At 64.6% G+C, this 13510-nt stretch carries 13 protein-coding genes; 9 read left to right on the forward strand and 4 right to left on the reverse strand.

Going from position 1 to position 13510, the window contains the following annotated elements; all coding sequences use genetic code 11:
* Positions 1-197: 197 nt before the first annotated feature.
* The gene (locus ACT6Q8_RS05910) at positions 198-929 is read right to left on the reverse strand and encodes a response regulator (RefSeq protein WP_444734173.1); all 732 of its coding nucleotides are present in this window, start codon (positions 927-929) and stop codon (positions 198-200) included.
* A gap of 226 nt (positions 930-1155) precedes the next feature.
* Here ACT6Q8_RS05910 and ACT6Q8_RS05915 point away from each other — a divergent pair, with 226 nt between their 5' ends.
* The 9 genes from ACT6Q8_RS05915 (at position 1156) to fucP (ending at position 10626) form a co-directional block, all read left to right on the forward strand.
* A complete protein-coding gene (locus ACT6Q8_RS05915) occupies positions 1156-1473 on the forward strand; it encodes a TrbC/VirB2 family protein (protein ID WP_054169257.1) in 318 nt (105 codons plus the stop codon).
* Entirely contained in the window at positions 1473-1751 is a 279-nt protein-coding gene (locus ACT6Q8_RS05920) for a type IV secretion system protein VirB3 (RefSeq protein ID WP_444734172.1), read from the forward strand. The genes ACT6Q8_RS05915 and ACT6Q8_RS05920 overlap by 1 nt, the downstream gene beginning before the upstream one ends.
* Before the next feature lie 28 nt (positions 1752-1779).
* Positions 1780-4176 (forward strand): VirB4 family type IV secretion/conjugal transfer ATPase, encoded by a 2397-nt coding sequence (locus tag ACT6Q8_RS05925; RefSeq protein ID WP_444734171.1) that lies wholly within the window; start codon positions 1780-1782, stop codon positions 4174-4176.
* Complete coding sequence (locus tag ACT6Q8_RS05930; RefSeq protein ID WP_444734170.1) at positions 4173-5375, forward strand: type IV secretion system protein; 1203 nt, start codon at positions 4173-4175, stop codon at positions 5373-5375. The genes ACT6Q8_RS05925 and ACT6Q8_RS05930 overlap by 4 nt, the downstream gene beginning before the upstream one ends.
* Entirely contained in the window at positions 5372-6121 is a 750-nt protein-coding gene (locus ACT6Q8_RS05935) for a TrbG/VirB9 family P-type conjugative transfer protein (protein WP_444734169.1), read from the forward strand. The genes ACT6Q8_RS05930 and ACT6Q8_RS05935 overlap by 4 nt, the downstream gene beginning before the upstream one ends.
* Positions 6121-7197, forward strand: coding sequence for a TrbI/VirB10 family protein (locus ACT6Q8_RS05940; RefSeq protein ID WP_444734168.1), 1077 nt, complete (start codon positions 6121-6123; stop codon positions 7195-7197). The genes ACT6Q8_RS05935 and ACT6Q8_RS05940 overlap by 1 nt, the downstream gene beginning before the upstream one ends.
* Entirely contained in the window at positions 7194-8162 is a 969-nt protein-coding gene (locus ACT6Q8_RS05945) for an ATPase, T2SS/T4P/T4SS family (protein ID WP_444734167.1), read from the forward strand. Before ACT6Q8_RS05940 ends, ACT6Q8_RS05945 begins: the two co-directional genes overlap by 4 nt.
* 133 nt (positions 8163-8295) lie before the next feature.
* A complete protein-coding gene (locus ACT6Q8_RS05950) occupies positions 8296-9306 on the forward strand; it encodes a zinc-binding alcohol dehydrogenase family protein (protein ID WP_444734166.1) in 1011 nt (336 codons plus the stop codon).
* A 36-nt stretch (positions 9307-9342) separates the two neighbouring features.
* Entirely contained in the window at positions 9343-10626 is a 1284-nt protein-coding gene (gene fucP, locus ACT6Q8_RS05955) for an L-fucose:H+ symporter permease (RefSeq protein ID WP_444734165.1), read from the forward strand.
* A 44-nt stretch (positions 10627-10670) separates the two neighbouring features.
* Here fucP and ACT6Q8_RS05960 read toward each other — a convergent pair whose 3' ends face one another.
* From ACT6Q8_RS05960 to ACT6Q8_RS05970, 3 genes are read right to left on the reverse strand one after another with little or no spacing between them, the layout of a single operon-like run.
* Positions 10671-11516, reverse strand: coding sequence for a fumarylacetoacetate hydrolase family protein (locus ACT6Q8_RS05960; RefSeq protein ID WP_444734164.1), 846 nt, complete (start codon positions 11514-11516; stop codon positions 10671-10673).
* A 30-nt stretch (positions 11517-11546) separates the two neighbouring features.
* The gene (locus ACT6Q8_RS05965; RefSeq protein WP_444734163.1) at positions 11547-12284 is read right to left on the reverse strand and encodes an SDR family oxidoreductase; all 738 of its coding nucleotides are present in this window, start codon (positions 12282-12284) and stop codon (positions 11547-11549) included.
* Positions 12285-12305: 21 nt separating this feature from the next.
* Positions 12306-13502, reverse strand: coding sequence for a UxaA family hydrolase (locus ACT6Q8_RS05970; protein ID WP_444734162.1), 1197 nt, complete (start codon positions 13500-13502; stop codon positions 12306-12308).
* Positions 13503-13510 lie beyond the last annotated feature (8 nt).

Consider the following 13510-nt stretch of genomic DNA (forward strand, 5'->3'; position numbering starts at 1 on the left):
GTTTCGGGGGTGTCCGACGGGGGCACCGCCGTTCGCGGTTCAAGGGATGGCGAGTGGATGTTGCCCTGGAATGTCAGACGTATTTCAAGGGTCCATCCGGCATCGTCATATTATGTCGCCTGAAAAATTATATCGGTGGCCCGCTGGCGGGTTCCTGAAGGAGTGTGACGGGAATGCCGCAATCCCTATCGCGTGCCCTATCGCGTGACAGTAGGGACGAACATATAGCCTTCGTTGCGCACCGTACGGATCAGTTCCGCGCTGTCATCGGCAGCGGCCAGTTTGCGGCGCAGACGGCTGATCTGGACGTCGATGGCGCGGTCGAAATGATCGGTGCTTTCGCCGTGGGCGAAATCTAGCAGCTGATCACGGGTCAGCACGCGGCGCGGATGATCGACCAGGGCACGCAGCAGGCGGAATTCTGCATCCGAAAGGGTAACGTCCTGGCCCGACGGGGCCGCCACCATGCGGCTATCGGGCTGCATGCGCCATCCGGCAAAGCCGATCCAGTGTTCCGCCACGGGTGGCGGGGCGGCGGTGAGCGCCGGTTCCGTCGTGGCGGCAGCACCCCGGTTGCGGCGCAGGACGGTGCGGATGCGGGCCAGCAGTTCGCGCGGATTACATGGCTTTTCCATATAATCCTCCGCCCCCATCTCCAGGCCGACAATACGGTCGACATCCCCGCCCACGGCAGACAGCATGATGACGGGCGGGCCGCCGCCGGCCACCAGCCCCTTCAGCGCGGTCAGCCCGTCCTCCTGCGGCATCATCACATCCAGGACGATCAGATCGTAGCCGCCGGAAGCCAGTTTCGCCCGCATTTCAGGTGGATTGCCGGCGGTGTCGGTGCGGTAGCCGTGCCGGTCCAGGAATGTGGAGATCAGGCCGCGCAGGCCCGGATCATCATCCACGATCAATATGCGGGTCATCAAATCCATATCCCGATTATGGCGTCGTGACCTTCTCTGTACGAGCCGAAAATCGCCTCTCCATGTCGGATTGTTTCAGCATGTTGCAGTGGACGAACGGTTTTGCCCCCGGGCTGCAACGCGCCTGACACAACATGGCGTGGGTTTCCATCGTCCCGACATATGCCGGCAAAGCCCGTCCCCTATCCCTTGGTTCCAGTCCTGAGCGATACCAAGGGAGAAAAGCATGCGTATCCTGAAACGAACCCTGGCGGCGCTGGCGCCCCTGCTGCTGTCGGCCCATGCGGCCGTGGCGCAGAATGCCGGCGGTGATCCAAAGGGGGCTGGCCCCATCGTGGCGGCCCTTTCATGGATGCAGGGCACCCTGATGGGCAATGTCGCCACCACGGTCGCCGTGATGGCGGTGGCGGCGGTAGGTTTCCTTATGCTGACGGGCCGGATGAACTGGCGCTTCGGGGCGACCGTGGTCCTGGGCTGCTTCATCCTGTTTGGTGCGGGGGCGATTGTGTCCGGCATCCAGGCAACGACGTCGGTGTCCCGCTGATGCTGGCCCGCGCCCCCGTCTTCCGCGCCCTAACCCGGCCCCAGATGTTTGCGGGCGTGACCTATAATTTCTTCGTCATCAACCTGTTGGTGACGACCGAGGCTTTTCTGGTCACGCGGTCCTTTCTGGCCCTGCCGGTCGCACTTCTGGTGCATGCCGCCGGCTATCTGGCCTGCCTGCGCGAACCTCGCATCTTTGACCTGTGGCTGACCAAGGTCACGACCTGCCCGCGCGTCCGCAACTGGAAGCGCTGGCGCAGTAACTCCTACAGGGCGTGAAGCCCCACCTGCTTTGTGGAGAAGTCCCATGCCGACATGGAAAGGTCCTGCTTCCTGGGCCGGTCGCGAAGCCAACGCCGGGGACCGGCTGCCTTATCAGGCACTGCTGGACGATGGCAGCTTGCTGCTACGCGACGGGTCGTTGCTGCGCACCATCCATGTCGCGGGTCTGGCGTTCGAAACGGAGGATTCAGAGGCGCTGAACCACCGGCTGGCCGTGCGGGAGGTGATGTTGCGTTCCGCCTTGGACGCACGGCATGTGGTCTATCACCATGTCATCCGCCGCCGGATACAGCCGGAACTGTCGGCCAATTTCGACAGCCCGCTGGCCGGGCTGATCGACCGGCGCTGGCAGGAGCGGTTGGCCGACCGGCGGCTGTTCATCAATGAACAGTTCCTGACCATCCTGCGCCGTCCGGCGCGGGGCAAGGCTGGGCTGGTGGATCGCATCCTGTCGCGGGGCTGGTCAGCCCAGCGTCTGGACAGCGAACGCCGCGCCCTGGATGCCGCCGTCACGGCCCTGCTGGCGGGGCTTGAACCCTATGGCGCCCGCGCGCTGGGCACCTATGATACCGCCCATGGTCCCTGTTCAGAGGTGCTGGAGCTGCTGTCGGCCCTGTATAATGGGGAGATGCGGCCTGTGCTGCTGCCGCCCAGGGGCACCGATATCGGTCGCCATATCCCCTATTCCCGCGTCAGTTTTGGTGTCGATGCGCTGGAACTGGCCGGGCCGCAGGCTCGGCAGGTGGCCGCCGGCCTGTCGGTGAAGGAATATCCAGACGCGACGCGCGCCGGCCTTCTAGACAATATTCTTCGCCTGCCGGTCGAACTGACCCTGACGGAGAGCTTCGCCCCGGTGGACCGGCAGACGGCACGGGAACGCATGGATCTGGCGCTGCGTCGCCACCGCGCCACGGATGAGGAGACGGTGACCGAACGGGCAGAGATGCTGACGGCGCGTGATGCGTTGTCGGCGGGGCAGGTGGGGTTCGGTGATCATCATCTGGGACTGTTGGTAAGGGCATCCGACATGGCCGGGCTTGATGATGCCGCGGCTATGGCCGGTGCCGCCCTGGCCGATATCGGCGCGATTGCGGTTCGCGAGGATGTTAATCTGGAGCCGCTATTCTGGGGACAGTTCCCCGGCAATGAGCGCTTTCTGGTCCGCCGCGCCCTGATTTCCACGGCCAATGCCGCCGGTTTCCTGTCCCTGCACGGTTTTCCCCTGGGTAGTGCCGGCGGCAACCATTGGGGCGATGCCGTCACGATGTTCGAGACAACCAGCGCCACGCCGTACTTCTTCAACTTCCATGAAGGCGATCTGGGCAATTTCACCATCATCGGCCCGTCCGGGTCGGGCAAGACGGTGGTGCTGAACTTCCTGGCCGCGCAGGCGCAGAAATACAAGCCCCGTACCATCTTCTTTGACAAGGACCGGGGGGCGGAGATTTTCCTGCGCGGGATCGGCGGGCATTACAGCCGGCTGCTACCCGGCGAACCGTCGGGCATGAACCCGCTGCAACTGTCCGACAGTGCCGTCAACCGCGCCTTCCTGCGCCTGTGGCTGGCCTGCCTGTTGAAGGCGGACGGGCCGGAGGAAGAGGCGGCCATCGCCGATGCCGTCGATGCCTGTTTCGACCATGCCCCGCATCTGCGCCGCCTGCGCCATTTCCGCGAACTGCTGTCGGGCGCCACCCGGCCCACGCCGGGCGATCTGGCCAGCCGTCTGTCGCCCTGGATCGGGGCGGGCGAACATGCCTGGCTGTTCGACAATGAGTTGGACCGGCTGGATCTGGATGCGCGCGTGCTGGGCTTTGACATGACGGCGCTGCTGGATGTGCCTGCCCTGCGCACGCCGGCCATGATGTATCTGTTCCACCGCATTGATGAACGGCTGGATGGTGATCCGTCCATGATCCTGATTGATGAAGGTTGGAAGGCGCTGGACGATCCCGTCTTTGCGGCCCGCATCCGCGACTGGCTGAAGACCCTGCGCAAACGCAACGCCATTGTCGGCTTTGCCACGCAATCGGCGCGAGATGCGTTGGACAGCCGTATCGCCAGTGCCATTGTCGAACAAACCTCCACCATGATCTTTATGCCCAATCCCAAGGCGCGAGAGGATGATTACTGTGCCGGGTTTGGCCTATCGGCGCATGAACTGGAGTTGATCCGTGGCCTGCCGGCACATGGGCGCTGCTTCCTGGTCCGCCATGCCAACCATTCCATCGTCCCGCGCCTTGACCTGGGCGGCATGAACGACATGCTGATGGTTCTGTCGGGGCGGGAGGCGAATGTCCGCCGCCTGGACATGATCCGCGCCGGCACCGGCGATGACCCCGCCCGCTGGTATCCGCGCCTGACGGGCACGCCCTGGCCCGGTGTGGCGGACCTGCCGGGGGTGGAAAGGTTGGCCGCAGAATGACGACCCAGGCTTGCCCCGGATTTTCCAACCTGGATGGTGCCGGCGGTGTTGCCGGCGCGTTGCGGGCCGTCGACTGTCTGGCTGCGCAGACCACGGAAAAGGCCTTTTCCACGCTGCTTGGCCCGGATGGTGCGCTGGGTCAGGCGCTGACCCTGCTGCTGACGCTGTATGTCGCGCTGATGGCCATCCGCATGCTGACGGGGCGCACGGGCGTCGGCCTGTCCAGCCTGACCCCGCGCATGATGGGGCTGGGCCTTGTCCTGTGCTTCGCCACCTCCTGGGCCGCCTATCATCAGGTGGTGTGGAACCTGCTGGTTGGCGCGCCCGACCATCTGGCCTCGCTGCTGGCCGGGACGCGTGGATCGGCCCCGTCGCTGTTCGCCGACCGGCTGGATCAACTGTTCCAGCTGGTTCTGGACGCCGCACGCCAATCGGCGGTGGCGGGTGGGGAGAAGCCAACCATGCTTGCGGGCATGCGCCCGGCGGACCTGCTGTGGATCGCCTCTCTGCTGCTTCTGTTCGGGACGGTGGGGGTGCTGGTGGCGTCCAAGATTGCGCTGGCGGCGCTGCTGGCGCTGGGGCCGGTCTTCATCCTTCTGGCCCTGTTCCGGGCGACCAGCGGGTTGTTCGAGGGGTGGCTGCGCGCATCCATCCTGTTCGCCCTCGTGCCGCTGCTGACGGTGCTGGTTGGTACAGGTGCGCTGGCGTTGATCGCACCCATGCTGTTGGACCTTTCCATGGCCGGCGGCATGCCGACGCCGGAACTGGCCGTGTCGGTTCTGCTGGGGGCGGGGGTGTTCAGCCTGCTGATGCTGCTGGTCCTGCGGGTGGCATCGACATTGACGGGGGGATGGCGTCTTAACCTGCATGGCCGATTGGATGCGCCGCGCGGCCAGGGCGGTTCTGCCCACACCAGTGTCACCACGCATGCGGCCAACCCGGCCCTGACCCAGGCCGCTGTCAGGGCTAGTGCCACCGCCCAGAGCAACGCTGCCGCCGCCCTGTCCGGTACCACGATGCTGACCTTGAATTCGCAGCAGACCGCACCGCGCGCCGCCGGCATGGCGATCCCGGTCGGCCTGACCAGTCCGGGCGATGCCGCCCGCCAGAACCCCACCAATGCCCCCCAGCCTAACCGCCAAGCCGCAGGTCTGGGCCAGCGTTTCCGCAGCCCGGCTGTGAAAGGAACCCGATCATGACCACGCGTCTGCTGACCCTGCCGCTGCTGGCGGCCCTGCTGTGCAGCACCCCCTGCCGTGCTGACAATCGCATCATCTGGAAGGACTATGACGAGGCAGCCGTCGTAACCGTGCCCGGTCGCGCCGGTATCCAGACGACCATCCAGTTCGAACAGGGGGAGCGGATCGAGAATGTGGCCATCGGTGACAGCGCCGGGTGGCAGGTCACGCCTAACCGCCGCGCCGACCTTCTGTTCCTGAAGCCGATCCTGTCCGACAGCCGCACCAACATGACGGTCGTCACCGACCGCCGCACCTATCTGTTCGACCTGACGACAGGGGGCAAGGGCGGGCCGCTTTATGTCATGCGCTTCAGCTATCCCAAGCCGTTCACCCCACCGACCCCCACCGTAGCGGAGGCACCGCCGCCCGACATCACGTCCGACCCGGCCCCGAAGGTGGCGGAAGAGGTGGCGGTCCCCCAGCCCAGCGACCTGAATTTTGCGTGGGAGAAGGAGGGGCCGGAAAAGATGCTGCCGGCGCAGGTGTTTGATGATGGTCATTCCACGTATCTGCGCTGGGAAGCAGGGGCCGAAGTGCCGGCCATCATGGTGGACGGGCCGGATGGGGCCGAAGGTCCCGCCAATTACGCCATGCGCAATGATCTGATCGTGCTGGATGGCGTGCCGCGCCGCATCACCCTGCGCAATGGCAAGCGTACGGCCAGCCTGATCCAGACCACCCAGACTGCGGAAAGGACCCAGTGATGAGTGTCACCACCGACCCCGTCCCTGTCAGTGACGATCCCCGCCTGTCGATGTCCGCCGGTGCATTGGTTCTGGCGGGCCGCACCCATTATCCCGTGGTGGCGGACCGCCGCAGCGGGGGCAATCTGGGAATGGTCGCCGGTGTGGCCTGTGTCCTGGCGCTGGGCGGCCTCACCTTCTGGGGTTTGAACCAGGCCCGGCAGCCGGTGGCGGAACCCACCCCCCCGCCCGTCCCGCCGCCGGCCCCGGTGGCCGCCTTGCCGGTCCCAACCCCGGCCCCGGTACCGGCGGCGGTGACACCAGCGCCGCAGCCCGCGCGCGTACCCGATCCGCAGCGTCTGGCCGCCCCAGTTATGGTCTTTGACATGTCGGTGCCGGCACCGGCCACGGCACCCTTGGCACCGACGGCAGGCACCATGGCGCCCGCGAACCCGGCTGCTCCGGTTCCGCCGACGGCCCTGTCGGACAATGAAGCGTTTGCGGTGCGCGTCGGCAATGGCGGCGTGGATACGGCCAGTGCCGTCCACGCCATCGCGCCCGCCACGACGGTGGCGCAGGGCGCCTTTATTCCCGCCGTTCTGGAAACCGCCATCGACAGTGACCTGCCCGGCTATGTCCGGGCATTGGTCAGCCAGGATGTGCGGTCGTTCGATGGCAGCCGCGTGCTGGTTCCTCGTACCTCCCGCCTGATCGGACAATACAAGTCCGGGCTGCAGGCGGGGCAGAAACGGGTTTATGTGCTGTGGACCCGCCTGATCCGGCCTGATGGTGTGTCGGTGGCCCTGGCATCACCCGCCATCAGCCAGGATGGCAAATCGGGCCTGTCGGGTGATGTCGACACGCATTTTGTCGAACGGTTTGGGTCGGCGACCATGCTGTCGGTTGTCGGTGCCCTGTCGGCCATCGGTAATGCCGCCCTGATCCTGTCGGGATCACAGTCGGCGGCGGGCGTTGCGGCCCAGCGTGACAGCCAGATCCCGCCCACCATCCGTATCGATCAGGGGCAGCCGATCCGCGTCTTCGTGGCCCGCGATCTGGATTTCTCCCTTGTTGCCACCAGCGGAGGCCGGTCATGAATGCCAGTGTCGCCGTCCTGAATGATGCCGTCTATCTATCGGAATATCTTACCCCATTTCAGCCCCTGCTGGAAGATGAGCGGGTCACCGAGATCATGGTGAACCGGCCCGGTGAAATCTGGGCGGAACGCGCGGGCAGCGGCATGGACTGTCACCAGGAACCGCGCATCGACGATCAGTTGCTGCGCCGGCTGGCCGAACAGGTGGCGCGCCTATCGAACCAGGGCGTCAACCGCAACCAGCCGCTTCTGTCCGGTCGTTTGCCTGACGGGGCGCGGGTGCAGTTCGTGGCCCCATCCGCGACGCGCGGCCACTGGGCCATGGCTATCCGCCGCCACCGGCTGGTTGATGTGCCGCTATCCGCCTATGGTGCCCTGCCGCCGGTGCCTGATGATGGCTGGCGCGGGCGTGACCCGATGCAGGACCCCGCCGCCTATCTGGCTGCGGCCATCCGGGCACGACGCACCATCCTGGTCAGTGGCGGCACCTCCACTGGCAAGACAACCTTCCTGAACGCCCTGCTGCGGCAGATGCCGGAACAGGAACGGTTGGTGGTGGTGGAGGATACACCGGAAATCAACCTATCGGCCCCCAATGCCTTGGGCCTTGTGGCCGTAAAAGGGGAGATGGGGGAGGCGCGGGTGACCGCCAACGACCTGTTGCAAGCCTCTCTGCGGCTGCGTCCCGACCGGATCGTGCTGGGTGAATTGCGCGGGGAGGAGGCGGTCAGTTTCCTGCGCGCCGTCAATACCGGTCATCCCGGCTCCGTCAGCACCATTCACGCCAACAGCCCCCAGGGCGCGTTGCAGCAACTGGCCCTGATGGTGATGCAGACCGGCTTCAACCTATCGGTCCAGGAGACCATCGCCTATGCTCGATCTGTCGTGGATGTGATCGTGCAGCTGGATCGGCGGGAGGGTGAGCGGGGCATCAGTGCCATTTGGGAAACGGCCCAGGCCATTTGAGAGATTATCGGTTCGGGACTGCCCCGTCATTGCAGTCGGCACTTCACGCTGGCAGCGGCGCTTCCAATTGTGTATATGAGAATTAATTTCCATATATAAGATGGATGCCCGTCGTTTGAATGCGGAGCCGGTGATGAAGGCAGTTGTCTGTGAGCAACCAGGGACCTTGTCGCTGGTGACCCGGCCCCCGCCGGTGCGGCAGACGGATGAGGTGCTTGTCCGTATCCGTTGTGTCGGATTATGTGGCACCGACTACCATATCTATGAAGGTAACCAGCCGTATCTGGCCTATCCACGGATCATGGGCCATGAACTTGCGGGGGAAGTGGTGGAGACCCCTGCCGGTTCGGCCCTTTGGCCCGGACAGACTGTCACCATCAATCCCTATCTGCCATGCGGAACCTGCCGCGCCTGTCGACGGGGGCGTCCCAACTGCTGCTCCGGTATCCAGGTGCTGGGTGTCCACCGTGATGGCGGTATGTGTGAATACCTGGCGGTGCCGGCCCATGCGGTCATTGATGCGACGGGGTTGAGCCTGGAACAGGCAGCGATGGTAGAGTTCCTGTCCATCGGTGCCCATGCGGTGGCGCGGTCAGGGGTGGGGCAGGGGGATCGGGTCCTGGTGGCCGGCGCCGGCCCCATCGGTATCGCCACGGCCCTGTTCGCGCGCATGAACGGTGCGGCTGTCACCCTGATGGACCTGCGCGCGGCGCGATTGGCGTACGCCGCCAGCCGTCTGGGTTTTGGTGACACCGTGCAGGGTGGGGAAGGGGCGGCACAAAGGCTGCGCGAGCGCAACGGCGGCGAAATGTTCGACATCGTCTTTGACGCGACCGGCCATATCGGGGCCATGTCGGCCAATCTGGCTTATGTCGCCCATGCTGGGACCTATGTGCTGGTGGGCGTGGCCAAGGGCGATCTGGTCTTTGCCGATCCGGAATTCCATAAGCGGGAAACCACCCTGCTGGCCAGCCGCAACGCCCTGAAGGCGGATTTCGACCGGGTCATTGCCGCCATCCGGTCCGGCGACGTTCCTGATGCCGCCCTTTACACCCATGGTTTCAATGCGGTGGAGATGCCGACCCGGCTGCCCCGGCTGATCGCTGAGGCGGATCATGTTCTGAAGGCCATCGCGCGTTTCTGATATCACCAATCTGAAAAGAGCCAGGAGAAGGCCGATATGTCAGGAGAGGAACTGTCCGGGAGCAGGGGGGCATCGCCCGCCCCCTTTATCGCCCATGGCTACCGCTGGGGTTTCGCCCTGATCGCGAGCCTGTTTTTTCTGTGGGCCATTGCCAATAATTTCAATGACATCCTGATCCGCCATTTTCAGAAGGCCCTGGGCCTGGACCGGATGCAGGCGGGTTTCATCCAGTTCGTGTTCTATATCGGCTATTTCGTGGTGGCTCTGCCCGCCGGTCAGGTGATGCGCCGGTTCGGGTATAAGGCAGCCATCATTACCGGCCTATGCTTTTACGCCGGCGGGGCCCTGTTGTTCCTGCCCGCCTCTTATGTGCAGACCTACAGCCTGTTCCTGACGGCCCTGTTCGTCATCGCGGCGGGGGCGGCATTTCTGGAAACAGCCGCCAATCCCTACATCACCGCCTTCGGTGATCCCAGCCGTGCGCCACAGCGCCTGAACCTGGCGCAGTCCTTCAATGGTTTCGGGGCGTTCGTCGCCCCCATCATTGGCGGCGTGCTGATCTTCTCCGGCGTTGAACATTCGCCAGAAGCGCTGGCCGCCATGTCCCCGGTGGATTTGGATGCCTACCGCGCCATGGAGGCGTCGACGGTACGCCTGCCATATGCGCTGCTGGCGGCGGTAGCGGGGTTCATTGCCCTGGCCGTGATCTTCACCACGCTGCCCAAGGGCGATATCGAACAGGGCTCTGACGAAGCATTCGGTAGTCAGGTTCGCCGCCTTCTATCCCACCGCACCCTGGTGATGGCCGTCATCGCCCAGTTCTTCTATGTCGCGGCCCAGGTGGGGATCTGGAGCTACTTTGTGGATTTCGTGAAGGATGCGATGCCGGAAGTTCCGGAAAAGCAGGCCGCCTTCATGCTGTCGGCCAGCCTGATCCTGTTCATGGTGGGCCGGTTTGTCGGCACGGCCCTGATGACACGGGTAGCGCCGGCCCGGTTGCTGGGCATTTACGCCGTTACCAATGCGCTGCTCTGCGCGGTGGCGGCCTTCGCGCCGGGACAGGTGGCCGTCGGTGCCCTGATGCTGACCAGCTTTTTCATGTCGGTGATGTTCCCCACCATCTTCGCGCTGGGGATCGACAAGCTGGGCACCCTGGTGCCGCTGGGGTCGTCCTTCATCATCATGGCCATCATCGGTGGGGCCATCTGTCCGCCACTTATGGGCATGGTCGCAGTCGCTACCGGTACCATGCAGCTGGCATTCTTGCGTCCGCTGATCTGTTTCGCCGTGGTGGCGCTGTACGCCCTGCCGAAGCGGTAATGCCCTCAGGTCGGGGCGGGGCTTATCGCCCCGACCTGACCTACCTACCTCGCCGCTACAACCAGTTGTTCCTGCTCGCCCAGACCCTGGATGCCCAGGCGGATACGGTCGCCGGGGACAAGGTATTTCGGCGGCTTCTGGCCCATGCCGACGCCGGGTGGGGTGCCCGTGGTGACGATGTCGCCGGGCTGCAGGCTCATGAACTGGCTGAGGTAGGAGACAATGAAGCCCGGCTTGAAGATCATGGTGCGGGTGGAGCCATCCTGATAGCGCTGGCCATTCACCTCCAGCCACATGGATAGATCACCGGGATCACCCACCTCGTCCGCCGTCACCAGCCACGGTCCGATGGGGCCGAAACTGTCGCAGCCCTTGCCCTTGTCCCAGGTGCCGCCACGGTCCAACTGGAAGGCGCGTTCGGAGACGTCATTGCAGACGAAATAGCCGGCAATGGCCGCCTGACCCGCCGCCTCGTCCGCATAACGGCATTCGGTGCCGATGACGAAGGCCAACTCCACCTCCCAATCCAGTTTGGTGGAATTGCGCGGCTGAATGACGGGATCGTTGGGGCCGGACAGGGCGCTGGTGGCCTTCATGAACACCACCGGTTCCGCTGGCACGGGCAGGCCGCTTTCCGCGGCATGGTCGGCATAGTTCAGGCCGATGCACAGGAACTTGCCCGGACGCGCCACACAGGCGCCATACCGTTCCACATTCTCCACTACGGGCAGGCTGATGGGGTCGATGGCGGCGATGCGGGACAGGGTGTCGGGCGTGACGGCGGAACCGTCAATATCGGCCACCACGCCTGACAGGTCGCGGATGGTACCGTCGGCGGCCAGAAGGCCCGGCTTTTCAGCGCCGGCGGCGCCGTATCGAAGCAGTTTCATTGTGGTTTCCTGAAAATGCGGCAGCTTGGGTCAGTTGGTCCAGCCGCCATCGACGACATGAGCTTGGCCCGTGGTGAAGGTACTTTCATCCGACGCCAGATAAAGGGCCAGCGCCGCAATTTCCTGCGGGGCACCCACGCGGCCCATCGGCTGACGGGCGGTGAAGCTGGCCCAGGCTCCCTCATAATCGCCGGTGGCGCGCAAGCGTTCATGCAGGGACGGGGTGTCGACGGTGCCGGGGCAGATGGCGTTGACGCGGATGCCCTTGGTCACGAAATCGGCGGCGACGGCGCGGGTCAGGCCCAGGACGGCAGCCTTTGACGCACCATAGATGAAGCGGTTCGGCACGCCCTTGATGGAACTGGCAACCGAGGACATGTTGATGATCGATCCGCCGCCCCGTTCGATCATGCCGGGCAGGAAGGTGCGGATCATGCGGAACATGGCTTTGACATTGATGTCAAAGGACAGGTCCCATTCATCCTCTGTGCATTCCAGGATATTGCCGCCGGTGACGATGCCGGCACAGTTGAACAGCACATCGATTCCACCGATCTCTGCACTGGCCGCCGCGATATCCGCCGGGTCGCGCACATCCAGGCGGCGCGTCTTGCAACCCGACAGGCTTTCCAGGGCGGCGGCGTTGATGTCGGTGGCCCAGACAGTGGCACCCTCTGCCACGAACAGTTCGGCGGTGGCGCGACCGATCCCCTGGCCGGCAGCGGTGATCAGGGCGGTCTTTCCCGCCAGTCTGCCCTTATGGCTCATGATACCTGTCATGGTTCCGGTTCAACGGGGAAAGCAGCCGGGCCCCGAGGGCTCGAACGCCTTATAGGTCAGGATGAATTCCCGGTGGCCCATGGCTTCGGATTTGGTTTCCGCCCCACCGGCCACCGCCTGGATCATATCCACAATCTGTTCACCGACACTGTCCAATGTCGCGGACCCGTCGAAGATGGCGCCGGCATTGATGTCCATATCCTCCCCCAGGCGCTGCCAGGTTTCGGGATTGCCGGTAATCTTGATGACGGGGGCGATGGCCGATCCTACCACCGACCCGCGCCCTGTGGTGAACAGGGTGAGATGCGCGCCGCTGGCAATCATCTCCACAATCTCCGCATTGTCGGAAATGTTGGGAAAGCCGAAACGCGGTTCGCCGTCCGGCACCACATCCATCAGGTACAGACCAGGGGTGGTGGGCCGTTCTGGCGGCTTGATCACGCCGACAATGGGACGGCTGCCGGATTTGACATAAGCGCCGGCTGATTTCTCCTCCTGCGAGGACAGCCCGCCTTCGGCATTGCCTGGGGCAAAACTGCCAAAACCCATGGTGCGGTAATAGGTTTCGGCCTTGGCGATGGACGCCACGATGGCGTTGGCCACCGATGGGTTGGCGGCGCGGTGGGCCATCGGCCCCTCGCATCCGATCATCTCCCCGGTTTCCTCAAAGATGCAGGTGGCGCCGGCATCGACCAGACGATCAAAGGCACGGCCCACGGCGGGATTGGCCGTGATGCCGCTGGTCCCGTCCGACCCGCCGCAGATGGTGCCCACAACCAGATCGGACAGGGCCAGGGGAACGCGCACCCGGTTGGCCGCCATCTGTGCCTGAACCCGCTTAACGGCAGCGCGCCCCTGTTCGATGGCGGCACGGGTGCCGCCCACCTGCTGGATCACGATGGTTTCAACGGGGCGGTCATGGGCGGCGGTATGGGCGGCCACCCCCTCGCGGTCAAAGCTTTCGCATCCCAGTGACACCAGGATGACGCCGCCGACATTGGGATGGGCGACCAGCGCCTTCATCATCCGCCGCGCGTAATCATTGGGGTAACAGCCGGGAAAGCCCACCAGATGCACCTGTGGGTCATCGGCCAGATCCACGATCCGCCGGGCCGCATGGTGGGCGCATTCCACCAGATAGGCCACGATCAGCACATCGCGGATGCCCTTGCGCCCATCGGGCCGCAGATAGCCTTGCGCGTTCATGGCGCCCC

The sequence above is a fragment of the Niveispirillum sp. genome (genome assembly GCF_052437035.1).
GTDB lineage: Bacteria > Pseudomonadota > Alphaproteobacteria > Azospirillales > Azospirillaceae > Niveispirillum.

Coding starts and splice junctions, on each gene's coding strand:
- ACT6Q8_RS05910 (WP_444734173.1), bottom strand. CDS start 929: ATGACCCGCATATTGATCGTGGATGATGATCCGGGCCTGCGCGGCCTG.
- ACT6Q8_RS05915 (WP_054169257.1), top strand. CDS start 1,156: ATGCGTATCCTGAAACGAACCCTGGCGGCGCTGGCGCCCCTGCTGCTG.
- ACT6Q8_RS05920 (WP_444734172.1), top strand. CDS start 1,473: ATGCTGGCCCGCGCCCCCGTCTTCCGCGCCCTAACCCGGCCCCAGATG.
- ACT6Q8_RS05925 (WP_444734171.1), top strand. CDS start 1,780: ATGCCGACATGGAAAGGTCCTGCTTCCTGGGCCGGTCGCGAAGCCAAC.
- ACT6Q8_RS05930 (WP_444734170.1), top strand. CDS start 4,173: ATGACGACCCAGGCTTGCCCCGGATTTTCCAACCTGGATGGTGCCGGC.
- ACT6Q8_RS05935 (WP_444734169.1), top strand. CDS start 5,372: ATGACCACGCGTCTGCTGACCCTGCCGCTGCTGGCGGCCCTGCTGTGC.
- ACT6Q8_RS05940 (WP_444734168.1), top strand. CDS start 6,121: ATGAGTGTCACCACCGACCCCGTCCCTGTCAGTGACGATCCCCGCCTG.
- ACT6Q8_RS05945 (WP_444734167.1), top strand. CDS start 7,194: ATGAATGCCAGTGTCGCCGTCCTGAATGATGCCGTCTATCTATCGGAA.
- ACT6Q8_RS05950 (WP_444734166.1), top strand. CDS start 8,296: ATGAAGGCAGTTGTCTGTGAGCAACCAGGGACCTTGTCGCTGGTGACC.
- fucP (WP_444734165.1), top strand. CDS start 9,343: ATGTCAGGAGAGGAACTGTCCGGGAGCAGGGGGGCATCGCCCGCCCCC.
- ACT6Q8_RS05960 (WP_444734164.1), bottom strand. CDS start 11,516: ATGAAACTGCTTCGATACGGCGCCGCCGGCGCTGAAAAGCCGGGCCTT.
- ACT6Q8_RS05965 (WP_444734163.1), bottom strand. CDS start 12,284: ATGAGCCATAAGGGCAGACTGGCGGGAAAGACCGCCCTGATCACCGCT.
- ACT6Q8_RS05970 (WP_444734162.1), bottom strand. CDS start 13,502: ATGAACGCGCAAGGCTATCTGCGGCCCGATGGGCGCAAGGGCATCCGC.